General features: G+C 71.1%; 21 protein-coding genes. 14 read left to right on the top strand and 7 right to left on the bottom strand.

The features are described from left to right. Positions 1 to 8: 8 nt before the first annotated feature. Positions 9 to 827 (bottom strand): IclR family transcriptional regulator, encoded by an 819-nt coding sequence (locus CUC05_RS05405; protein WP_108665065.1) that lies wholly within the window; start codon positions 825 to 827, stop codon positions 9 to 11. A 60-nt stretch (positions 828 to 887) separates the two neighbouring features. On the opposite strand from CUC05_RS05405, the gene CUC05_RS05400 reads away from it, so the two are divergent. Beyond that, the gene (locus tag CUC05_RS05400; RefSeq protein WP_108665064.1) at positions 888 to 1,532 is read left to right on the top strand and encodes a ClpP family protease; all 645 of its coding nucleotides are present in this window, start codon (positions 888 to 890) and stop codon (positions 1,530 to 1,532) included. On the opposite strand, the gene CUC05_RS05395 is transcribed toward CUC05_RS05400, so the two are convergent. Both CUC05_RS05395 and mutM read right to left on the bottom strand, forming a co-directional pair. Next, entirely contained in the window at positions 1,529 to 2,218 is a 690-nt protein-coding gene (locus CUC05_RS05395) for a DUF3159 domain-containing protein (protein ID WP_157965235.1), read from the bottom strand. The two genes, CUC05_RS05400 and CUC05_RS05395, sit on opposite strands and share 4 nt — an antisense overlap. Then, positions 2,206 to 3,015 (bottom strand): bifunctional DNA-formamidopyrimidine glycosylase/DNA-(apurinic or apyrimidinic site) lyase, encoded by an 810-nt coding sequence (gene mutM / locus CUC05_RS05390; RefSeq protein WP_108665062.1) that lies wholly within the window; start codon positions 3,013 to 3,015, stop codon positions 2,206 to 2,208. Before mutM ends, CUC05_RS05395 begins: the two co-directional genes overlap by 13 nt. 83 nt (positions 3,016 to 3,098) lie before the next feature. Between mutM and CUC05_RS05385 the strand changes: the two genes are divergently transcribed. Both CUC05_RS05385 and pruA read left to right on the top strand, forming a co-directional pair. Next, on the top strand, positions 3,099 to 3,461 hold the full coding sequence (locus tag CUC05_RS05385; protein WP_157965234.1) for a hypothetical protein: 363 nt from the start codon (positions 3,099 to 3,101) through the stop codon (positions 3,459 to 3,461). Between the two features lie 59 nt (positions 3,462 to 3,520). After that, positions 3,521 to 5,161, top strand: coding sequence for an L-glutamate gamma-semialdehyde dehydrogenase (gene pruA, locus CUC05_RS05380; RefSeq protein WP_108665395.1), 1,641 nt, complete (start codon positions 3,521 to 3,523; stop codon positions 5,159 to 5,161). 414 nt (positions 5,162 to 5,575) lie between these two features. Here the strand turns inward: pruA and CUC05_RS05370 are convergent, their stop codons facing one another. Further along, the gene (locus tag CUC05_RS05370) at positions 5,576 to 6,337 is read right to left on the bottom strand and encodes a 3-hydroxyacyl-CoA dehydrogenase (RefSeq protein WP_108665059.1); all 762 of its coding nucleotides are present in this window, start codon (positions 6,335 to 6,337) and stop codon (positions 5,576 to 5,578) included. A gap of 120 nt (positions 6,338 to 6,457) precedes the next feature. Here CUC05_RS05370 and CUC05_RS05365 point away from each other — a divergent pair, with 120 nt between their 5' ends. Beyond that, positions 6,458 to 7,828, top strand: coding sequence for a class II 3-deoxy-7-phosphoheptulonate synthase (locus tag CUC05_RS05365; protein WP_108665394.1), 1,371 nt, complete (start codon positions 6,458 to 6,460; stop codon positions 7,826 to 7,828). A gap of 1 nt (position 7,829) precedes the next feature. Here the strand turns inward: CUC05_RS05365 and CUC05_RS05360 are convergent, their stop codons facing one another. After that, positions 7,830 to 8,333 (bottom strand): DUF4188 domain-containing protein, encoded by a 504-nt coding sequence (locus CUC05_RS05360; RefSeq protein ID WP_108665058.1) that lies wholly within the window; start codon positions 8,331 to 8,333, stop codon positions 7,830 to 7,832. Between the two features lie 71 nt (positions 8,334 to 8,404). Here CUC05_RS05360 and CUC05_RS05355 point away from each other — a divergent pair, with 71 nt between their 5' ends. Beyond that, a complete protein-coding gene (locus CUC05_RS05355) occupies positions 8,405 to 8,995 on the top strand; it encodes a TetR/AcrR family transcriptional regulator (protein WP_108665057.1) in 591 nt (196 codons plus the stop codon). A gap of 6 nt (positions 8,996 to 9,001) precedes the next feature. Here the strand turns inward: CUC05_RS05355 and CUC05_RS05350 are convergent, their stop codons facing one another. Then, a complete protein-coding gene (locus tag CUC05_RS05350; protein WP_157965233.1) occupies positions 9,002 to 10,180 on the bottom strand; it encodes a MarP family serine protease in 1,179 nt (392 codons plus the stop codon). 68 nt (positions 10,181 to 10,248) lie between these two features. On the opposite strand from CUC05_RS05350, the gene CUC05_RS05345 reads away from it, so the two are divergent. The 6 genes from CUC05_RS05345 to CUC05_RS05325 all read left to right on the top strand — a co-directional run bounded on the left by CUC05_RS05345 (position 10,249) and on the right by CUC05_RS05325 (position 14,916). Further along, on the top strand, positions 10,249 to 10,626 hold the full coding sequence (locus CUC05_RS05345; RefSeq protein WP_157965232.1) for a DUF4333 domain-containing protein: 378 nt from the start codon (positions 10,249 to 10,251) through the stop codon (positions 10,624 to 10,626). A gap of 78 nt (positions 10,627 to 10,704) precedes the next feature. Next, entirely contained in the window at positions 10,705 to 11,940 is a 1,236-nt protein-coding gene (gene serB, locus CUC05_RS05340) for a phosphoserine phosphatase SerB (RefSeq protein WP_108665055.1), read from the top strand. Between the two features lie 51 nt (positions 11,941 to 11,991). Then, the gene (locus CUC05_RS05335) at positions 11,992 to 12,735 is read left to right on the top strand and encodes a hypothetical protein (protein WP_108665054.1); all 744 of its coding nucleotides are present in this window, start codon (positions 11,992 to 11,994) and stop codon (positions 12,733 to 12,735) included. 129 nt (positions 12,736 to 12,864) lie between these two features. Further along, positions 12,865 to 13,029: a hypothetical protein gene (locus CUC05_RS24485; RefSeq protein ID WP_157965231.1), complete on the top strand. Its 165-nt coding sequence runs from the start codon at positions 12,865 to 12,867 to the stop codon at positions 13,027 to 13,029. After that, positions 13,026 to 14,435, top strand: a complete 1,410-nt coding sequence (locus tag CUC05_RS05330; protein ID WP_108665053.1) for an amidase — start codon at positions 13,026 to 13,028, stop codon at positions 14,433 to 14,435. The genes CUC05_RS24485 and CUC05_RS05330 overlap by 4 nt, the downstream gene beginning before the upstream one ends. A 7-nt stretch (positions 14,436 to 14,442) precedes the next feature. Beyond that, positions 14,443 to 14,916, top strand: a complete 474-nt coding sequence (locus CUC05_RS05325; RefSeq protein ID WP_157965230.1) for a YbhB/YbcL family Raf kinase inhibitor-like protein — start codon at positions 14,443 to 14,445, stop codon at positions 14,914 to 14,916. A gap of 27 nt (positions 14,917 to 14,943) precedes the next feature. Here the strand turns inward: CUC05_RS05325 and CUC05_RS05320 are convergent, their stop codons facing one another. After that, positions 14,944 to 16,362: an RNB domain-containing ribonuclease gene (locus tag CUC05_RS05320; protein WP_108665051.1), complete on the bottom strand. Its 1,419-nt coding sequence runs from the start codon at positions 16,360 to 16,362 to the stop codon at positions 14,944 to 14,946. A 189-nt stretch (positions 16,363 to 16,551) separates the two neighbouring features. Here CUC05_RS05320 and CUC05_RS05315 point away from each other — a divergent pair, with 189 nt between their 5' ends. The 3 genes from CUC05_RS05315 to CUC05_RS05305 all read left to right on the top strand — a co-directional run bounded on the left by CUC05_RS05315 (position 16,552) and on the right by CUC05_RS05305 (position 21,544). After that, positions 16,552 to 18,453, top strand: a complete 1,902-nt coding sequence (locus CUC05_RS05315) for a trypsin-like serine protease (protein WP_170127923.1) — start codon at positions 16,552 to 16,554, stop codon at positions 18,451 to 18,453. A 129-nt stretch (positions 18,454 to 18,582) separates the two neighbouring features. Then, positions 18,583 to 20,982, top strand: coding sequence for an ATP-binding cassette domain-containing protein (locus CUC05_RS05310; RefSeq protein WP_108665049.1), 2,400 nt, complete (start codon positions 18,583 to 18,585; stop codon positions 20,980 to 20,982). A 175-nt stretch (positions 20,983 to 21,157) separates the two neighbouring features. Beyond that, positions 21,158 to 21,544: a VOC family protein gene (locus tag CUC05_RS05305; protein ID WP_108665048.1), complete on the top strand. Its 387-nt coding sequence runs from the start codon at positions 21,158 to 21,160 to the stop codon at positions 21,542 to 21,544. Positions 21,545 to 21,756 lie beyond the last annotated feature (212 nt).

The raw sequence follows: 21,756 nt of genomic DNA, 5'->3' as shown, positions 1-21,756 counted from the left end.
CCGACCGATCAGCCGTCCCAGCCGAGCCGCCGGCTGATCTCGGTGGTGACCTCCACCACCAGCGGGGCCAGCCGATCCGGCTCGGGCACCCTCGGTGTCGGGGCCACCACGCCCAGCGACGCGACCGCGGTGCCCGAGCGGTCACGGATCGGTGCGGCCACTCCCGTGGTGCCGGTCTCCAGCTCGCCGTTGGACACCGCGTAGCCGCGGATCCTGACCGACTCGAGTGCAGCGAGGACGTCGTCGTCGTCGCTGAGCGCGGAGCGGTCCTCCTCCGCCAGGTGGGCTGCCAGCGCCCGCCCGTGCGCGCCGGTCAGCAGCGGATGCCGGAACCCCACCCCGTAGGACACGCGGACGAACAGGCCCTGCGGCTCGACACGGTCCACGACCACCAGGTCGTCGCCGTCGCGCACGCCCAGGCACACCGCTTCGTTGCACGCCTCCATCAGGGTGCGCATGCCCGGGGTCGCCAACCGGCTGACCTCCAGTCCCCGGCCCGCCCGGGCACCGAGCTCGACCAGCGCCACGCCGAGGTGGTACCGACGGCTGCCCTCGTCGCGCACCGCGAACCCCTGCTCGCACAGGGTCTCCAGCAGCCGGTACAGCACGGCACGGTCCAGGGACGTGGCCACGGACAGCTCGGCCACGGTCGCGCCCTCGTCGCGTTGGCCCAGCGCACGCAGTACCGACAGACCACGCGCCAGTGTGCGAGAACCGCCCCTCTCCAACCAGGACCTCCCTGTCGTGCCCGCGGTCGGCAGCGTAACCCACGCGCTCGGGCCGGCGTCGGGCAGAACGGAAGGCAAGCGATCCGGGCCGCAGGCCATTACGCTGTGCGCCCGCCGGTGTGCCCGGTTGGTAACGGCTCGCGACCAAGGATGCGACGAATGAGCGTCAACGCAGGTTCCTCCGACACGTACTGGGGTCTGACGCCCCGGTCCGACGACGGTGACGAGGAGACGAAGGAGGAGAAGGACACCCTTCTCGCGGCGGCACTGTCGCAGAACCCCTTCAAGAAGCTCTACGACAACCGCGTGCTGTACCTGCGTGGACCCATCGAGGACACGAAGGCCGACGAGATCGTCGCCCAACTCCTTGCCCTCGGCTCGGACTCCGACGAGGACATCACGATGTACATCAACTCCCCCGGTGGAGTGATCAGCGGCATGTTCGCGATGTACGACGTCATGCACCTCATCAACGCCAAGGTCAACACGGTCTGCGTGGGCATGGCGGCCTCGGCCGGCGCCTTCCTGCTGGCCACCGGCACCGGTACCCGGTCGGCCACCCCCAACTCGCGGATCATGATCCACCAGCCCCTCGGTGGTGCCCGCGGCCAGGCGTCGGACATCCAGATCCAGGCGCAGCAGATGACCTTCATGCGCAACCGGATCAACGAGATCCTCGCCGAGCGCTCCGGCAAGTCCCTGGAGCAGGTCGAGAAGGACACCCTCCGCGACTTCTGGCTCAGCGCCGAGGAGTCCGTGGAGTACGGCCTGATCGACAGCGTCAGGACCTCCGGCGGGCTCTAGTCCCCTTCGTCCTCCGTCGGAGCCGGCGCCTTCGTGGCGCCGGCTTCGTCGTGTCCGGACCGGAACGCCTCGACGTCGGGGGCGTCGAGCGTCCGCAGGCGCCACGTCACGTAGGCCCACGTTGCGGCAATCAGCGCGGCGAGCCCCGGCCATCCCGTCACCAGCCTGACGGTCGTCAGCCCGGCAAGGTCACCGCCCCGGAGCAGCATGGCCTGCCAGCCGCCCTTCCCCAGGTAGTAGAGGGCCCACACGACCGTCACCTCGCTGTAGGCGGGCCGGACCCGTGGGTGCCAGTACCACTCCAGCGGCCATCGAACGAGGGCGGCGCTCGTGTAGGCGACGGCGGGACGACCGAACGGGATGCTCAGCAGGCACAGGACCCCGAAGACGAGGTTGCCCACGATGCCGGGCACGAAGAAGCCGACGGCCTCGCCGCTGAACAGCGCCACGGCCACACCGGCCACGACGCCACCCAGACCGGACACGGCGTGCACGAGGGACTGGTCGCGGCGTCGACGGACGGCGACGACCACCCCACACCACGCGAGGGCGGCACCCGCAGCGACGGGCAGCGGGGCGAGGACGGCCAGGACCGCGAACAGGAGGGTCGGCGCGACCGTGTCGACCACCAGCTTCGGGTCGCGCAGGACGCTGGAGAGGGTGACGTCGTCGGTCATCGCTGGCATCGCGCGCACCAGGTGGTGCCGCGACCGCCGACCACACCCTTGCGCATCGGTTCACCGCAGCGTGGACAGGGGCGCCCGCCCTGGCCGTAGGCGACGAGGAAGTCGGCGTTGCGGCCCGACTCGCCGTTGACCATCTGGTAGTCGCGGAACGTGGTGCCCTCCCGCTCGATGGACTCGGCGAGGACCGTGCGGATGGCATGCCACAGGCGGTCGGACCGTTCCCGGCCGACTCGCCGGGCCGTCGGGCGGATCCGGGCTCGCCACAGGGCCTCGTCGGCGTAGATGTTGCCGACGCCGGCGACGGGGCGCTGGGACAGCAGGAACGGCTTGACCTGCTGTCGCGTCGACGACAACGCGCGATGGAAGCCGTCACGGGTGAACGCCCCGGACAGGGGTTCGGGGCCCAGCGACGCGAGCGTGGGCAGGCCCGAGTGGTCCCCTGCCGGCGTGACGACGAAGGTGCCGAACCGCCGGACGTCACGGAAGTCCAGCACCGACCCGTCGTCGAGCTCGACCGTCGCCCGGACGTAGGCATCGCTGCCGTCCCAGCCGTCCTCGCCCCGCCAGCGGAGGATCCCGGTCATCCCCAAGTGGAGGATCAGGTCCCGGTCGGTGTCGAGGTCGGCGATCAGGTACTTGCCCCGGCGTCGGAGGTCATCGATCCGTCCGCCCTCGGCATCCCGTGGCCGGTCGTACCGCGGCATGGCCGGGTCAACGGTCACCCGTGAGACCCTCCTGCCCACCAGTCTGGGCGCGAGCTGGCGCCGGACGCTCTCGACTTCGGGAAGTTCTGGCATTCGAGCCATATTCGACCGTAAGGGTTTGGCCTGCACGTGCCGATACGAATCACTAAGAGTGAATCCGCACTACAAGGTGTGACATGACTGTGCTCCTCCGCCGAAACCCCGCCTCCAACGCCGCCGACGTCGCCTTCCTGCGCGACAGGTGCAGCGACCTCCAACGTGCGCTGTCCGACAACGCGGCCGGCCGCGTGATCAGCCTGGAGGAAACCGAGGGTGAGGTGCTGACCCGCTGGACCACGCTGCTGGTCCCCGACCAGCCCTGGAGCCCCGAGGTCCAGTCCACCCTGGAGGACCTGTACGTCCTCCAGGCACGCATCCTCGAACGGATGGCGCGTGGCGGGGTCGGCGACATCTCGCCCGACGTCGAGCACCTGGTCCGGGCCCTGCTCATCGACCGCCTGCAGGACCTGACCGACAAGGCCGTGCAGGCCATCCAGTAGCGCCGGCCAACGTCGACTCCCCCTGACGGGATCGGCCCTGCTCGGCTACCGTGCAGGCCATGAGCCAGGTGAACGCCAGCGGACGATTCTCCGTTCCCACGCCCGTCAACGAACCCCTTCGCGGCTACGCGCCCGGCAGCCCCGAACGGGCGTCACTGGAGTCGACGATCGCCGCGATGCGCAGCGCCGGGCCGATCGACGCCCCCATGCGCATCGGCAGCCGTGACGTGTCGACGGGGACGACCTTCACCGTCACCGCACCGCACGACCACGGCCTGTCGCTGGCCACCGTGCATGCGGCCGGTCGCGACGACGTCACGGCGGCCATCGACGCGGCCGGGGAGGCTGCCCACGACTGGGCCGCCACGCCCCTGGCCGACCGGCTGGCCGTGTTCCTGCGGGCGGCGGACCTGCTCAGCGGGCCGTGGCGCGACCGGCTGAACGCCGCCACGATCCTCGGACAGTCCAAGTCGGTGTACCAGGCCGAGATCGACGCGGCCGCCGAGTTGATCGACTTCCTGCGCTTCAACTGTGCGTTCGCCGAGCAGATCCACGCCGAGCAGCCCATCTCCTCGGCGGGCATCTGGAACCGGACCGACCACCGGCCGCTCGAGGGCTTCGTCCTGGCGCTCACACCGTTCAACTTCACCGCCATCGCCGGCAACCTGCCCGCGGCCCCCGCCATCATGGGCTGCACGGTCGTGTGGAAGCCGTCGGAGAAGCAGGCCTACGCCGCCCAGCTGACGATGGACCTGTTCCGGGCCGCCGGCCTGCCCGACGGGGTCATCAACCTCGTCCACGGCGACGGCGCCATGGTGTCGGAGGTGTGCATGTCCCACCGCGACTTCGGCGGACTGCACTTCACCGGGTCGACGACGGTGTTCAAGCAGCTGTGGCAGCGCACCGGCGCCAACATCGACACCTACCGCTCCTACCCGCGGATCGTCGCCGAGACAGGCGGCAAGGACTTCGTGATCGCCCACCCGTCCGCCGACCCGCTCGCGGTCGCCGTGGGACTCGGGCGTGGCGCGTTCGAGTACCAGGGGCAGAAGTGCTCGGCGGCCAGCCGCGCCTACATCCCGGCGTCGATGTGGCCGGCCGTGCGCGAGCCGCTGGCCACGATGGCCGAGGAGATCTCCGTCGGCGACGTCGGCGCGGACCTGTCGACGTTCTTCGGCGCCGTCATCGACAAGGTCGCCCACGACCGGCTGACCCAGGCCATCGCCGGTGCGACCGACGCGGGGGCCAAGGTCCTGGTCGGCGGGGGTGCGGACGCCAGCGACGGGTGGTTCGTCGACCCGACGGTGCTGGTCACCGAGGACCCGACGAGCGACACCATGGTCCGCGAGCTGTTCGGGCCGGTCCTCACCGTCCACGTCTACGACGACGCCCGGTGGGAGGACACCCTCGACCTGGTGGACTCCTCCTCCCCCTACGCCCTGACCGGTGCGGTGTTCGCCACCGACCGCTCGGCGGTCGACGACGCCCTGACCCGCCTGCGCCACGCGGCCGGCAACTTCTACATCAACGACAAGCCGACCGGCGCGGTCGTCGGCCAGCAGCCCTTCGGTGGCGCGAGGGCCTCGGGCACCAACGACAAGGCCGGCTCGGCCCTCAACCTTCTGCGCTGGGTCAGCCCCCGGTCGATCAAGGAGACCTTCGTCCCCCCGACCGACTGGCGCTACCCCCACCAGGGCTAGCGGCTCGGGGCCGGCCGTGCGCCGGGTCGGGGCAGGCCGGGTCGAGCGCGTGGGCCGGGTCGAGCGCGTGGGCCGGGTCGAGCGCGTGGGCAGGGTCGGCACGATTGGCGTTCGGCCACAGTTGTAGCGAGCGGTGCACCCACGCACCCATCACCACAATCGTCGCCTGACGCCTGTCTCGCGTCACTGGCGACCGGCGACAGTTGTAGCCAGCGGTGCACCCGTGCCCCCGTCCCTACAATCGTCGCCGGATGCCAGCTTCGGCGTCTTCCGTCGCCTAGCGCGACGCCCTGCTCTCCTGGCGCCGCGCTCACGGCTCCTGTGAGCCGTGGTGTCCTTCGTCGCCTAGCGCGGTGCCGTGTCCTTCGGGCGCCGCGCACCACGGCTCCTGTGAGCCGTGGTGTCCTTCGTCGCCTAGCGCGGCGCCATGCGCAGGGCGCCGTCCAGGCGGATGACCTCGCCGTTGAGCATCTGGTTCTCGCAGATGTGGCGGACGAGGGCGGCGTACTCCGAGGGCTCGCCCAGGCGGGAGGGCATGGGGACGGCGTCGCCGAGGGACTTGACCGCCTCGGGCGGCAGGCCGTGGAGCATGGGGGTGGAGAAGGTGCCCGGGGCGATCGTCATCACCCGGATCAGGTGCTGGGCCAGGTCACGGGCGATCGGCAGGGTCATGCCGACCACGCCGCCCTTGGACGCCGAGTAGGCCGCCTGGCCGATCTGGCCGTCGAACGCCGCGATCGAGGCGGTGTTGACGATGACGCCCCGCTCACCGTCCACGGGCTCCGATGCCGCCATCGCGGCCGCCGACAGGCGAAGCACGTTGAACGTGCCGACCAGGTTGATCGTGACGACCTTCTGGAACTGCTCGAGGTCCATGGGGCCGCGCTTGGACAGCACCCGGCCGGGTGTGCCCACGCCGGCGCAGTTGACGGCGACACGCAGGGCGCCGAGCTCCGACGCGGTGTCGACCGCCTCCTGCACCGCCGCCGGGTCGGTCACGTCCGCGGGGACGAACCGGGCAGCGTCGCCGATCTCCGAGGCGGTCTCGGCGCCGGGCGAGGACGGCAGGTCGACCAGCACGACCTTGGCACCCGCGGCCACCAGCCCCTCGGCGGTGGCACGGCCGAGGCCGGAGGCCCCTCCGGTGACGAGGGCGACGGCGTTGCTGAGGTCCATCTTCGACAGGCTCCTGATAGCGGTTGTGGGGGTGTCGAGAGGCTACAGGCCCCTGACGTTTCGCCCGTATCCAACGCAGGGGCTTTGCCAGATGTGCGACCGGATGGGAGAGTGGCCGACATGAGCACCCCCCAGCGGACCTGGACCCCGTCCTCGTGGATGGATCTGCCTGCCGAGCAGATGCCGGAGTACCCGGACCCCGACCACCTCAAGCAGGTCCTCGAGACGCTGTCGACCCAGCCTCCGCTGGTGTTCGCCGGTGAGGCTCGGGACCTGACCGCCGACCTCGCCCGTGTCTGCCGTGGCGAGGCCTTCCTGCTGCAGGGTGGCGACTGCGCCGAGACCTTCGATGCCGCCGGCGCCGACGCCACCCGCGACAAGCTCAAGGTCCTCCTGCAGATGGCGATCGTCCTGACCTACGGCGCGTCGATGCCGGTGGTCAAGGTCGGCCGCATCGCCGGGCAGTACGCCAAGCCCCGCTCCAAGCCCACCGAGACCGTCGGTGGGGTGGAGATGGCCTCCTACAAGGGTGACGCCGTCAACGGCCTTGCCCCGACGGTGGAGAACCGCCAGCCCGACCCGTCGCGCCTCGAGCGGATGTACCACACGTCCGCATCGACGCTGAACCTGCTGCGTGCCTTCACCAGCGGTGGCTTCGCCGACCTGTCCCGCGTCCACGCCTGGAACCAGGAGTTCGTCGCAGGGTCCCCGCAGGGCAAGCGGTACGAGCGCATGGCCTCCGACATCAGCCGGGCGCTGGACTTCCTGTCCGCCGTCGGCATCGACATCGAGCGCGAGGCGACCTTCAACAGCGTCGACTTCTACACCTCCCACGAGGCGCTGCTGCTGGGCTACGAGCAGGCGCTCACCCGGCAGGACTCCCTCAGCGGCGACTGGTTCGACTGCTCGGCCCACATGCTGTGGATCGGCGAGCGGACGCGACAGCTCGACCACGCCCACGTGCACTTCCTCTCGGGTGTGTCCAACCCGATCGGCTGCAAGGTGGGGCCCACGATGACCCCCGAGGAGCTGCTGGAGCTCGTCGACGTCCTCAACCCCGACAACATCCCCGGCCGCCTGACGCTCATCAGCCGCATGGGCAAGGACAGGGTGGCCGACGCGCTGCCGCCCCTGCTGGCGGCGACCCGCGACGCCGGCAGGAACGTCGTGTGGGTCTGCGACCCCTGCCACGGCAACACCTTCACCGCGGAGTCCGGCTACAAGACGCGACACTTCGACGACGTGCTGGCCGAGATCGCCGGGTTCTTCGGCGCCCACCAGTCGGAGGGGACGATCCCCGGTGGCGTGCACATGGAGCTGACCGGCGAGGACGTCACCGAGTGCCTCGGCGGCGACCAGCAGATCGCCGACCTCGACCTGTCCCAGCGCTACCTGACGGCTTGCGACCCCCGGCTGAACAACGCCCAGTCGCTGGAGATGGCCTTCCAGGTCGCCGAGCTGCTCCGCGATCGTCCCTGCGCCCGCCCCTAGGTCAGGCGGCCCGCTCGGATGCCCGCTCGCGGGCGCCGTCGAGGCGTGCGCGGGCGTTGTGGCCGACGGCGTCGGCGGGCGCGTGCCGCGTGGCGGCGGCCAGCCCGAACACCGGCATGTGCGCGTAGATCGACTCGGCGTTGCCGGCGGGCACCACGTAGGTCTCGTGGAACACGCCGACATCGGGTGTCGAGGCCAGCCGGGCCATGTAGGCCTTCCAGGCCGGCGCGTGCGGCAGGTCGGGGTCGGTCGCGAACCGGGTCAGCTGCTCGTGGCTGGCCCAGTACTGCACCGCCATCGTCGTGCGCCCCCGGCGGAACGACTCGACGTGCAGCAGGCCGAGCTCCGGTTCCGCGGCGAGCCGGCGCAGCATGCGCGGCATGGCGCTGGCGACCAGCCACAGGCTGCGCAGCCGCCAGGGTCGGTTGATGCGTGCCCCGATCAGCAGGACGACGATGTCGTCCGACACCTCGGCGGAGAAACGGCCGGACACGACAGCAGACATGGGACACACCTTTCGCAACAGTGTTTCGGTACGGCGTAACGTAACGCTGTCCTGATACGGTGTCAACCGTCATGGGACGACCACGCGAGCACGACGACGACACCCGCGACCGGCTGCTGGTCGCGGCCGGCCGGCTGCTCGCGACCGACGGACCGGCCGCGCTGTCGATCCGCCGGCTCGCCGACGAGGTCGGGACCAGCACCCGTGCGATCTACTCGCTGTTCGGCTCCAAGGAGGGAGTCGTCCGGGAGATGTTCGTGGCGGGTTTCGAGGGCCTCGGCCGGGCCTTCGAGGACGTCGGCCGTCCCGAGGACCCCGTGGAGGAGCTGCGGGCCCTCGGCATGGCCTACCGGCGGTCCGCCCTGGACCGCCCCCACCTCTACGCCGTCATGTTCGACTGCCCGGTCCCGGAGTTCACCCCTTCCGACACCGACGACGCCTTCGCCCTCGCACGCCTGGAGCGCCTGCGGTCCGCCGTCGCCCGTGCCGTCGACGCGGGGGCCGTGGTCGGCAACGACATGGAGATCACGTTCACCCTCTGGGGGCTGGTGCACGGACTGGTGTCCCTGGAGCTGTCCGGGGTGCCCGACGGGCTTGACGCCGACGCGGTATGGGCGCAGGCGCTCGACGCGATGCTGGCCGGGCTCGCGACCGGCCGGTAGCGACGGTCAGAAGCGGCAGGCCCCCGTCGGCATCGGGGTGTTGCGGGTGATGGCCTGGGCGATGTCGGGCTGGACCCGTTCGGCGGTCAGGGCGTAGCCGACGCCCTCGCCGGCCGTCGACGCGGCGAACACGACCCCGCCGACCTCGCCGGCGGCGGTGACGAACGGCCCACCGGAGTCACCGGGCGCGACCGCTGCCTCGAGGGTGAGGATCTCGCGGCTGGTGACGCTGCGGCCGTAGATGTCGCGCCCCAGTGCCTCCTGACGGCCACGGACCGCAGCCGGCCGGATGTTCAGCTCGCGCTGGCCACCGGGGAAGCCCAGCGTCGCGCCCGCAACGCCGCGGTCCACCGGGGTGGATGCCCAGGGCAGCGGTGTGGCGGTCGTGTTCGGCACCGACAGCACGGCCAGGTCCAGCTCGGGGTCCACGTGGACCGGCACCGCATCGTGGGTCCCGCCGGGATCCCGGACGCGGATGACCTCCCCGCCCGCGATCACATGGGCGTTGGTGACGACGAAGCCGGGCTGCGTGACGAAGCCGGAGCCTGCCGACACGCCGTCGCAGCCCAGGGACTCCACCTGCACCGTCGACGGGGTGCCGGCAGCGGCCGCCAGCTCGACGAACTCCCCCGACGGTGGGGCGACCGGGGGTGCGGTGGCGCCCTGGAGGCCGGCGAAGACCTGTGGGAAGCCCTGCTGGTCCAGGTAGCCGGAGACACGGCCGAAGACGTCGGGCGGCGGGCCGAGGGTCTCGTCGATCAGCCCCAGCACCGTGCTGCCCCGTACCTGCCGGGCAAGGCTGGCGGTGGGGCCCTGGGCCAGGATCGACCCGGCCAGCCACAACGACAGCACCAGCGAGACCAGGCCGACGAGCACCCCGAAGACCGAGTCGGCCGCACCGGCGCCGCTCCGCTCGGCGGCGACCCGAAGGCGCGCGCCGACGAGGTAGCCCAGCAGCTGGCCCACGAGGAGCGCCACGACCAGGATGCCGAAGGTGATCAGGGACAGGCGGACACCCGGTGTGTCGATGAACTCCGTGGCGATGTCCGGCGCGAAGACCGCCCCGAGGACCAGGCCGATCGCCGCGCCCCCGAACGCGAACACCTGGCTCAGGGCACCACGACGCCAGCCCCTGACCGCAGCCACGAGCAGCATCGTGCCGAGCACGACATCCACGAGGTTCACACCAGACAGTGTGCCGTCGTCGGCTGCGGACCCCATGGTCCTCCTGCACGGGCGGCTACGATCCGCCCGTGCGCCGCGCCGTCCTCCCCCTCCTCCTCCTCGCCCTCCTCGGCGCCGGCTGTGGCGACCTGGACCTGCAGTTCGGGGGGCTCGACACCGGCTCGCTGGAGGCGCAGATCCTGGCCGACGTCGACGCGCGGTTCCCCGTGGACTTCGAGGACGTCACCTGTCCCGAAGGCATCGAACCCCGGGCCGGCGACGTGTTCGTCTGCCGCGTGCATGCCGCCGACGGATCGGTCGGTGTGGTGGAGGTCACGCAGCTGGCCGGCGACAGCGAGGCCTGCGCCGACATCACCGGCGCGTCGGAGTCCGGCGAGGTGTGCGTCGAGTGGGAGCTGACGGAGGTGCTGGCCCCCGAGGAGGCCGGCGCCGGCGAGGGCAGCTGACCCGGGGACGGCCCAAGAGGTGTCCGACGGGCCGTGCCCGGTGTGCGTCGGACCGACTCCGCGGTGCAGGCTGGTGGCATGGACCGCGACACCGCACTGCTGATCATCGTCACCGGACGCGACCGCCCCGGCGTCACGTCGCGGCTGTCGACGGTCCTCGCCGAGCACGGTGCCCGGATCGCCGACATGGAGCAGGTGGTCCTTCGCGGACGGCTGGTCCTGGGCATCGTCGTGCACGTCACGGGTGACACCGGCGGCCTGCAGGACGCGGTGTTCGCCGTGACCGGTCGGGCCGGGATGCAGTGCGAGATCGACGTGGTCGAGGCCAAGCGCATGGACCGCCGCGACCCGGTGGACCGCCACCACGTCACGATGCTCGGCATGCCGCTGCGGCCCTCCGCCATCGCGAGCGTCACCAGCGCGATCGCCGACCTCGGCGGCAACATCGACCGCATCGAGCGGCTGTCGCGGTATCCCATCCTCAGCTTCGAGCTGCTGGTCTCCGGCGTCACCGACGGGGCGTCGCTGAAGGCGGCCGTCGGCCGTGCCGCGGCGGAGGAACAGGTGGACGTGGCCGTGCAGCGGGCGGGGCTGCACCGTCGCGCGAAGCGACTGATCGTCTTCGACGTCGACTCCACGCTGGTGGACGGCGAGGTCATCGAGCTGCTGGCGGTCCACGCCGGCTGCGCAGACAAGGTGGCGGAGATCACCGCCCGTGCGATGGCGGGCGAGCTGGACTTCGAGCAGTCGCTGCGGCAGCGCGTCGCCCTGCTGGAGGGCATCGACGAGTCGGCGCTGGCCCACGTTCGCGAGCACCTCCGGCTGATGCCCGGTGCCCGCACCGTCCTGCGGACCCTGTCCCGCCTGGGCTACGTCACCGCGATGGTCTCCGGCGGGTTCACCCAGGTGACCGACGACCTCGCCGTGGAGCTCGGCGTGGACCACAGCCACGCCAACACCCTGGAGGTCGTCGACGGCAAGCTCACCGGACGGCTCGTCGGGCCGATCGTGGACCGGGCCGCCAAGGCCGAGCACCTGCAGCGCATCGCCGTCGATGCGGGCATCCCGCTGTCGCAGACCGTGGCGGTCGGTGACGGCGCCAACGACCTGGACATGCTCGGCGTCGCGGGCCTCGGGATCGCGTTCAACGCCAAGCCGGTCGTGCGCGAGCAGGCCGAGGTGGCGCTGAACGTGCCGTTCCTGGATGCGGTGCTGTTCCTCCTCGGCATCACCCGCGAGGAAGTCGAACGGGCCGACGCCGACGACCCCGACGTGGATCTGCCCTCCCCTCCCCCGGTCCCCCTGACGCCGTAGCGGTGCCGCGTCTGTGTGCGGCGGACGATCCGGCGTACCCTTCGTCCCGCCATGGCTAACACCAAGACCAAGCCGATGCCCGTGTTCTGGCCCGACAAGGCCCGCGCCGAGCTGGGCGATGCCCGCTACGAGGCTGCGCTCCGTGACCCGCTCAGCGTCGACCTGCTGAACTGGAACATCTTCCAGTCCCTGGAGACCCATCAGGACCAGGACTGGCTGGCCTATCGGCTGCAGATGTTCGGGGGCACCGACCTGGCCCCGCCGGTGCGGATGCAGCTGTGGACGGGACGTGCCACGGACCCCCGCATGGAGCCGTCCCGCGGCTACCTGCAGGCTGCCGACGCCCGTGCCCGCGAGGCCGGCGCCACCGACGAGGACATCGCCCGCCTGCGCGAGCCGATCGAGGTGCCGGTGCGGATCGAGTCCCCCGACGTGCTGTGCCTCGTGCACACCGTCCTGGACCGGACCGACCGGGGCACCGCGGGGCGCGACCGCCTGCTGGAGCTGATCGACGGCGGCATCGAGCACGCCCGCCGCCTCGGCAAGCAGCTGGCCGTGGCCGTGGTCTACCGCGCCGGCAGCCAGGCCGCCACCGAGCTGTCGGGGCGCCTCAACGAGCTGCGCGGATCGCTGGCCCAGGAGCTGCCGCACCAGCCGAAGGCCAAGGACGTCCAGCTGCGCGACATCAGCTGGCAGCAGCTGGTCCGGGTCTGGGAGAGCGAGATGAGCTACCTGGACCTGCCCGGGTCACCGAAGGCGTTCCTGTCCCACCTGAAGGCCAACGATCTCTACTGACGCCGACCGGGGTAGGCTGCTCCACGTGCGCAACGGCAGAAGGTCAACGGCCGACGCCCGGAGTGTTGGGGCCTCGAGGACACCATGGCAGGACTGACCCCGCGTCGTCTGACGGGGGCCACCCTGAGGATGAGCGCCCGCGCCGAACGCATCCCGTTCCTCGGCGCCGGCGTCCGCCTGGCCGGTCGCAGCATGGTCCCGCTCGACGCGCTCCGTGAGGCCCGCCTCGGACCGGTACGTCCGCTGCTCGTGCCCGACGACGTGACGAGGCGACCCGACGAGGACATCTCGTGACCACGGTTGCCGAGCTCAGGGATGCCTACGCCGAGGGCCGCACCACGCCGACCGCGGTGGCCGAGGCGTTCCTCGCCGCACGGCCGACCGAACGCCCGTGGCAGGCCTTCCGCAGCGTCGATGCCACCGACGTTCGCGCCCAGGCGCACGCGTCGACGCAACGGCTCGCCGCAGGCACTCCTGCCGGGCCGCTGGAGGGCATCCCCGTCGGGGTGAAGGACTTCGTCGCCGTCGACGGCTACCGCAGCCACGCCGGCACGCGGGACCTGACCGCCCACGGTGACGTGGACGCCCTGCTCGTCCGTCGGCTCCGTGAGGCAGGGGCCATCATCGTCGGCAAGCTCCACTGCACCGAGCTCGGGTTGTCCCCCACCGGCATCAGCGGCGCCCAGCCCACACCGGTGAACCCCCATTCCCCCGCCCACCTGACCGGCGGGTCCTCCAGCGGGACGGGTGCCGCGGTCGGTGCGGCCCTGACCCCCCTCGGGGTCGGCAGCGACGGCGGTGGCAGCATCCGCATCCCCGCCGCCCTGTGCGGGGTCTTCGGCATCAAGCCGTCGTGGAACCTCGTCCCGACCGACGGCGAGATGTCGGTGGGCTGGTGGTCGGTGGAGCACATCGGCCCGCTGGCACGCTGCACCGAGGACCTGGTCACGATGTTGTCGGTCATGGCCGACGTGCCGTTGTCCACCAGCGACGCACCGCTGCGGTTCGGCGTCGACTGGCGCTGGTGGGGCCAGCCCGACGCCGAGGTCGACGCCGCCTGCCGCGCGGTCGTCGCCGAGCTGTCCGCGGCGGAGATCGACATCCCGTACGTCGACGTGGCCATGTCCGCCGGGTACGCCACCGCGCTCGCCGAGGTCGTCGCCGGGGTGTGGGACGTCTGGCAGGACACCCCCGAGCGGTTCAGCACCGACGTGCGGGCCGCGCTCGGCATGTCCGCCCACGTCACCGGCGCCGACTACGTGCGGGCCCAGCAGGTCCGCCGGGTCCTGGCCGAGTCCTGCGAGGCGGCGTTCGACACCGTCGACGTCATCGTGGTGCCGACCACGGCAACGGCCGCCCCGGCGCGACCGAGCGACGCCGAGCTGGACGCCGGCGTGGTCGACCTCGACATGCTCGAGGCGATGATCGCCTACACCTTCCCGGCGAACCTCTGCGGCCTGCCCGCCGCCAGCGTCCCGGTCGGCCAGACCCTGGATGGTCGTCCCATCGGCCTGCAGCTCATCGGACGTCGTGGTGCCGACGCGACCGTCCTGTCGGCCAGCGCGGCGCTGGAGCGTGCCGGCCTGGCCGCCGCCCCGGTGTCGGCGCGTCAGCACGACCCGTTCTCCGTCCCGTCACCCCCCAGGCACGTCACGACACCCACCACACACGTCACGACACCCACCACACACGAGGAGTAGGCAACCGATGTCGGCGTTCGAGCTGACCAGCCCCGCATTCGACCACGACGACGAACTGCCCGAACGGTTCACCCAGGACGGCACCGACGTCTCCCCACCCATCCGCTGGTCAGGCGTGCCCGACGGCACCGCCGAGCTGGTCCTGATTGCCGAGAACCGCGACGCCGACGAAGGTGTCGTCACCCACTGGGTGGTCTACGGCATCCTCCCCGAGGAGACCAGCGAGCTGCCCGAGGACCTGGGTGACCAGGCGCTCGTGCAGTCCGAGACCTTCGAGCTGTGCCAGGGACTCAACGAGTTCGACAACTCCGGGTACACCGGCCCGTTGCCGATGGACGAACGCGGTCCCCACCGGATGTTCTTCCGGCTGTTCGCCCTCGACGTGGTCCTGGACGTCCCACCGGGCATCACCCGGATGGAGCTCCGGAAGGCCGCCGAGGGCCACATCATCGGCACCGCGGAGATGGTCGGCCTGGCCTGACCCCGACAGCCCGAGAGGGTGTTCCGGTCAGGCGGCCGGGACGAAGGTGACCGTCCGCGCCGTGGGGTCCACGGCGTCAAGCCGGACCTGCACCTCCGCGCCCAGCGGAAGCTCGACACCGGCCAGCCGGGCGGTGACCGCAGGCTGGCGCAGCTGCACGTCGGTCCCGCGGTCGGAGGTCCGCACCACGGTGGCCGCGAACGGCCGGCCGACCTGTGGCGCCAGCACGTGGGCCTCGACGAGGTCCAGCACCGCACGGTCCAGCGCGCCTGCCCGCCCGCGGGCGCGGGACATCTCCTTGGGCAGCTCCTCCAGCCGGTCGAGCACCCAGCTCGGGGGACGTGCTCCGGCATGCACGGCGAGGGCGATCTCGCTGCCGTAGCGGTCGACCAGCCGGCGCAGCGGAGCGGTCACGTGGGCGTAGGCGCTGGCCAGCGCCTCGTGGCGGTGCGCGACGGGGACCTGACCGTCGAAGGCCACGTAGCCGGCGCCGCGGAGGCCGACGGCGGCCAGGGACACCATGGCCGCCTCGACCGGCTCGTGCGGGTCGAGGGTGCGCACGAACGCGGCGTAGGGGATCTCGCGTGGCCATGGCAGCCCCAGCGCCCATGCGCGCTGCCTCAGCCCCTGGACGGCGTCGGGGTCGGGGGCGGGCAGCGTGCGCAGCACGCCGACGCCCGACTCGGCCATCATCGTGCCGGCAACGATCCCGGTGAGGAGGGAGATCTGGGCGTTCCACTCCTCCACCGGCCGTGGTGCCCGGTACCGCAGGTCGAAGGTGCCGTCGTCGGCGAGATGGACCTCCTGGTCGGGCAGGGCCAGCGACACACCGCCACGGACCCACTCGCGTTCGGCCCGCAGCCGGCCGACCCGTGACAGGCGGACCAGCATGGGGTCGGTGCCGGCGTCGATGGCGTGCTGCGCCTCGCCGTAGGTCAGCTGGGCGCGGCTGCGGACGGTCGCCCGGCGGACGGCGACGTCGGCGACGTCCCCGTCGGCGTGCAGGCGGATCGTCCACAGCACCGCAGGTCGATCGACGCCCGGCAGCAGGCTCGCCGCCCCCTCCGACAGCGCGCGGGGGTGCAGCGGGGTGACCAGGTCGGGGCTGTACCGCGACACCCCCCGAGCCCAGGCCTCCTCGTCGACCGGGTCGCCCGGATCGACGAACGCGGCCACGTCGGCGATGGCGTAGCTGACCACGAACCCACGACCGTCTGCGGCGATGTGCACCGCCTGGTCGAGGTCGCGCGATCCCGGCGGGTCGACGGTGACCAGCGCCAGGTCCGTGGCATCGATCCGGGCGTGGCGCGGACCCCGTGCAGCCGCGGACTCGGCGGCACGTTCCACCTCGGCCGGAAAGGCCGTGGGGACATCCAGCTCGGCCCGGAGGGCGACGAGGGCATCGGTGAGCGGACCCGGCGGGACTCGGCGGCGGCTGCTGGTCATCGTGGCATCACCGCGCAGACGGTAGCGAACCGGTGGGGCGAGGTCCGGCAGTCACCCTCCGCAACGTCAACGTTGCGGAACTCCCGGCTTTTTCCCGGCTGCCGCACGCCCAACCCGCAATCGTGGTTGCCTTCGTGCCTTCGGGCGATCACCGGTCGGTGGCTGCCCCCTCGTCGACAGGACATGACCATGAGACGTCTGCTGCTTGCCTTCCTCGCGATGGCGCTGGTGCTGCCACTCGCCCCCTCGGCCACGGCCGAGGACTACCACATCGTCAACGGGACCGCGGCCCCCCAGGGCGCCTATCCGTGGATGGCCGCGTTCCTCTTCGACGGCGGCCAGGGCTGTGGTGGCTCCGTCATCGCGCCCAACTGGATCCTGACGGCCTCCCACTGCGTGGCCGACGATCGTGGCCAGCCGTCCGTGGCGCCCGGCAGCGCCACCTTCGTGGTCAACGCCAACGACTGGACCGACGGCAGCGGGCAGACGCTCACCGCGGCGGAGATCATCATCCACCCCAACTACGACGCGGCGACCACCGACAACGACGTCGCGCTGGTCCGCACCAATGAGACGACCGACGTCACGCCAGTACGGATCGCGACGGCACCCGAGCAGAACCCGGCACCCGGTACCGAGGTCAGGGTGATTGGTTACGGCACCACGTCCTCGGGTGGTGATGCCTCCAACACCTTGCTGCAGGTCGACGTGCCCATCGTGTCGGACGCCGACTGCGCGAACGGCTACGGCAACCTCAACGCCCCCAACATGCTGTGCGCCGGAGCGCCCACCCAGGACGAGGCCAACCCCGGCCGGGACTCCTGCCAGGGCGACTCAGGCGGCCCGCTCTTCGTCCCAGGTGACCAACCGGTCCAGATCGGCGTGGTCTCCTTCGGCATCGGCTGCGGCGCCCCGCTGCCCGGCGTCTACGCGGAGGTCTCCACCTACGCGGAGTGGATCCAGGGCATCGTCGGCGGCGGCATCCAGCCGGGCGACCCCGACCCGGGCCCCGTGGGCGAGCAGCCCACCGGCGCGGCCGACATGGTCGTTCGCATCCAGGGCCAGACCGACCCCAACGGTGCGGTCGACAACGCCATCGCCATATCCCAGTACGTCTTCCAGACCCCCGGTGTCTTCGGTGTCCTCGCGGCCTCGGCGAACTTCCCGGACGCGCTCGGCGGGTCTGCGCTGGCCTCGTACTTCGGGCCGCTCCTGTACGTCAACCCCGACGGCACGCTGTCGGATGCGACGTTGCGGGAGTTCCAGCGGGCGCTCGATCAGGGCTCGACCATCTACGTGCTGGGTGGGACCGCCGTCATCGGCCCCGAGGTCGTGACTGCGTTGGAGGGTGCCGGCTTCGTCGTCGAGCGCCTTGCCGGCGCAGGCCGACAGCAGACCGCGCTTGTCGTCGCCAACAAGGTCAACGAGGTCGTCAACGGGCAACAGGCCCCGCCGTTCGACTCCGTGATCGTCGCCTACGAGGGCAACTGGCCCGACGCCGTGACAGTCGGCTCCATCTCCGGCTGGTTCGGCATCCCCGTCCTGCTGACGCCGACCGCCGAGCTCGGTGGCCCAGCAGCCCAGTACCTGCAGGAGAACCTGCCGACGCAGGTCATGGTCCTGGGTGGCGATGCCGTCATCTCCCAGAACGTCCGTGACCAGATCCAGGGAATCATCGGCGAGGACGGGTTCGTCCAGCCGCTGTTCGGTGCCTCCCGGTTCGAGACCGCGGCCGATATCGCCTTCTACACCCGCGAGCTGTTCACGTCCAACGACGAGATCTTCGAGTTCGAGGGCGAGGCCATCACCGAACCCGACGTACTGGTTGCGGTCAACCTCGAGCAGCCCGACGCGTTCACCCACGTGCTGGCCGCCTCGTCGCTGGTCGGCAACTTCGGTGGGCTGTTCGTCGCCGTCGACGGTGCCGGGGGGTTCCGGGACCCCATCGTCCCGGCGATCTGTGGCATCGACAAGCAGGTGTTCGCGATCGGCTCCACGTCCCTCGTGACCGACGAGGCGACACAGCAGATCCAGGCCGCGTCGGCCGGGACGAGCTGTGACCCCGACGACCCGTTCGGGTTCGGCGGCTAGGACCGACGAGCAACACCCGATGGCCCCAGCGACCGCTGGGGCCATCGGCGTAGGCTCTCCGGCGGGTGCTGCCGCCGACCACCCGGAACGGCGGTCGACCGTGCCCGCCGCCGGGGAGGAGCCGCACGAATGACATCGACCGCCGACACCGGAACGGACCGACAGCACGTGGCCGACAGCCACGACATGATCCGCGTGCACGGGGCACGGGTGCACAACCTCAAGGACGTCAGCATCGAGCTGCCCAAGCGGCGGCTCACGGTCTTCACGGGTGTGTCCGGATCGGGCAAGAGCTCGCTGGTCTTCGGCACCATCGCCGCGGAGTCCCAGCGGCTGATCAACGAGACCTACAGCTCGTTCGTGCAGAACTTCATGCCGACGATGGCCCGACCCGAGGTCGACGTGCTCGACGGCCTGACCACCGCGATCCTCGTCGACCAGAAGCGGATGGGGGCCGACTCGCGGTCCACCGTCGGAACCGCCACCGACGCCGACGCGATGCTGCGCATCCTGTGGAGCCGCATCGGCCAGCCCCACATCGGGTCGCCGGGTGCGTTCTCGTTCAACGTGGCCTCGGTATCGGCCAGCGGCGCCATCACCGTGGACCGCGGCGACCGGAAGGCCGAGCGGGTCACGTTCACGCGGACCGGTGGCATGTGCCCCGCCTGCGAGGGCCTCGGCACGGTCCCCGACGTCGACCTCACCGAGGTGTTCGACGCGTCGCTGTCGCTCAACGAGGGTGCGATCACCGTCCCCAACTACACCCCGGACGGCTGGATGGTGAAGCTGTTCACCGACTCGGGGCTGCTGGACCCCGACAAGCCCATCGGCGACTACTCCGAGGAGGAGCTGCACACCTTCCTCCACCACGAGGGGACCAAGGTCAAGGTCGACGGCGTCAACCGATCCTACGAGGGGTTGCTGGTCCGCCTGCAGAAGTCGATGTTCGCCAAGGACCGCGACTCGTTGCAGCCGCACATCCGGCGGTTCGTGGACCGTGCGGCCACGTTCGCGGACTGCCCGGCCTGCGACGGCACGAGGCTCAGCGAGGCCGCCCGGTCCTCCATCATCGACGGCACGAGCATCGCCGACGCGAGCGCGATGCAGATCAGCGACCTGGCGGCGTGGATCGCCGGCCTGGACGAGCCGTCGGTGGCACCGCTGCTGGCCGCGCTGCAGCACACCTTCGACTCCTTCGTGCAGATCGGCCTGGGCTACCTGTCCCTCAACCGCCCGTCGGGCACGTTGTCGGGTGGCGAGGCGCAGCGGACGAAGATGATCCGCCACCTCGGGTCGTCGTTGACCGACGTCACCTACGTCTTCGACGAGCCGACCATCGGCCTGCATCCCCACGACGTGGCCCGCATGAACGAGCTGCTCCTGCGGCTGCGCGACAAGGGCAACACCGTGCTGGTGGTCGAGCACGAACCGGAGGTCATCGGCATCGCCGACCACGTGGTCGACCTCGGCCCCGGCGCGGGTGTGCACGGGGGCACGGTCTGCTTCGAGGGCACGGTCGAGGGGTTGCGGGCCAGCGACACCGTCACCGGCCGCCACCTGGACGACCGCACCGAGCTGAAGCCCGAGGTCCGCCCGCGGACCGGCGTGCTGGAGGTGCGGGGGGCGGACCTGCACAACCTGCAGGACGTCGACGTCGACATCCCGCTGGGGGTCCTGGTGGTCGTCACCGGCGTCGCGGGGTCCGGGAAGAGCTCGCTGATCCACGGTGCCGTGGGCCGCCGGGACGACGTGGTCACCATCGACCAGGACGAGATCCGCGGGTCACGACGCAGCAACCCGGCGACTTACACCGGGCTGCTCGACCCGATCCGCAAGGCCTTCGCGAAGGCCAACGGCGTCAAGCCGGCCCTGTTCAGCTTCAACTCCGACGGCGCATGCCCGGCCTGCAACGGGACCGGTGTGATAGAGACCGAGCTGGGTTTCATGGCCACGGTGACCAGCACCTGCGAGGAGTGCGAGGGCAACCGTTTCGACGCGTCGGTCCTCGAACACCGGCTGGCCGGTCGGACCATCGCCGAGGTCCTGGCGATGTCCGTCGCCGAGGCCCTGCCGTTGTTCACCGACGGCGAGGCACGCATCCCCGCAGCGAGCAGGATCCTGACCCGGCTTGACGAGGTGGGGCTCGGGTACGTGGCGCTGGGCCAGCCGCTGCCGACCCTGTCCGGTGGCGAACGGCAGCGCCTGAAGCTCGCCAACCAGATGGGTGAGGAGGGCGGCATCTACGTCCTCGACGAACCCACCACGGGATTGCACCTGGCCGACGTCCAGCAGCTGCTCGGCCTGCTCGACCGGCTGGTGGACGACGGCAAGTCGGTGATCGTCATCGAGCACAACCAGGCGGTCATGGCCCACGCCGACTGGATCATCGACCTCGGCCCCGGTGCCGGCCACGACGGCGGGCGCATCGTCTTCGAGGGCACCCCTGCCGAGCTGGTGGCCGACGCCAGCACGTTGACCGGCGAACACCTCGCCGAGTGGATCGGCGCCGAGACCCGCTCCGTCGGTTAGCGGCCTGCGGTTTCGGCGATCGCGTCGAGGACGTGGGCGGCCATCCCCGCGCCGGGGTCGAGGGTGCGGCGAGGGCGTCGGCACGGACTCACCGCCGGGACCTCGGCTCGGCAACCCGCCTGCGGTGACCCTACAGTTCCATGGAACACCCACTCTCGGAAGGTACGGGGGGAACATGCGCATCACCGAATCGGCCGTTTCGCTCAACGTCACCGACGAACGAGCATCCGCGGACTTCCTGGCCAGGCACTTCGGCTTCCGGGAGGTCATGGCACAGGACGGGTTCGTGTCGCTTGCCCGTGACGACGCCGGGTTCAACGTCGTCTTCCTGCGCCAGGGCCTGTCCACCTTCGAGCCCGCGCGCGCTGCTGGCCATGCGGATGGACTGCTGATCGTGTTCGTGGTCGATGACATCGACGCGGAGTACGAGCGCATCGTGGCAGAGGGCGCAGAGGTCGCCGTGGAGATCCAGACCGAACCATGGGGCGAACGGTTCTTCTCGGTGTTCGACCCCAACGGCGTCACGATCCAGCTGGTCCAGTGGATGGAGGAGGACGCCTAGCACGGGGTGGCCGGGAGGGAGCCGGCCTGTAAGCCGGATAATGGGGCCGATTGCCTGCGACGAGCCTCCCGACCTGCGAGAAAGCCACATGACCTGCAGAAACACCCGGAGCAGGGCTGGTCTACCTAGGTACAACGAGGGCCATGCCGGCCGCGTTCGGTCGGGCTTTCTGACCCACTTCCGACCCAACTGCGACCCAGATCGATACAGCC

Origin of the sequence: Euzebya rosea (genome assembly GCF_003073135.1) — a bacterium.
In the GTDB taxonomy this organism is placed as follows: Bacteria; Actinomycetota; Nitriliruptoria; order Euzebyales; family Euzebyaceae; genus Euzebya; species Euzebya rosea.
The sequence above is the reverse complement of the archived record's forward strand: the minus strand, read 5'-3'. Positions and strand labels throughout refer to the sequence as shown.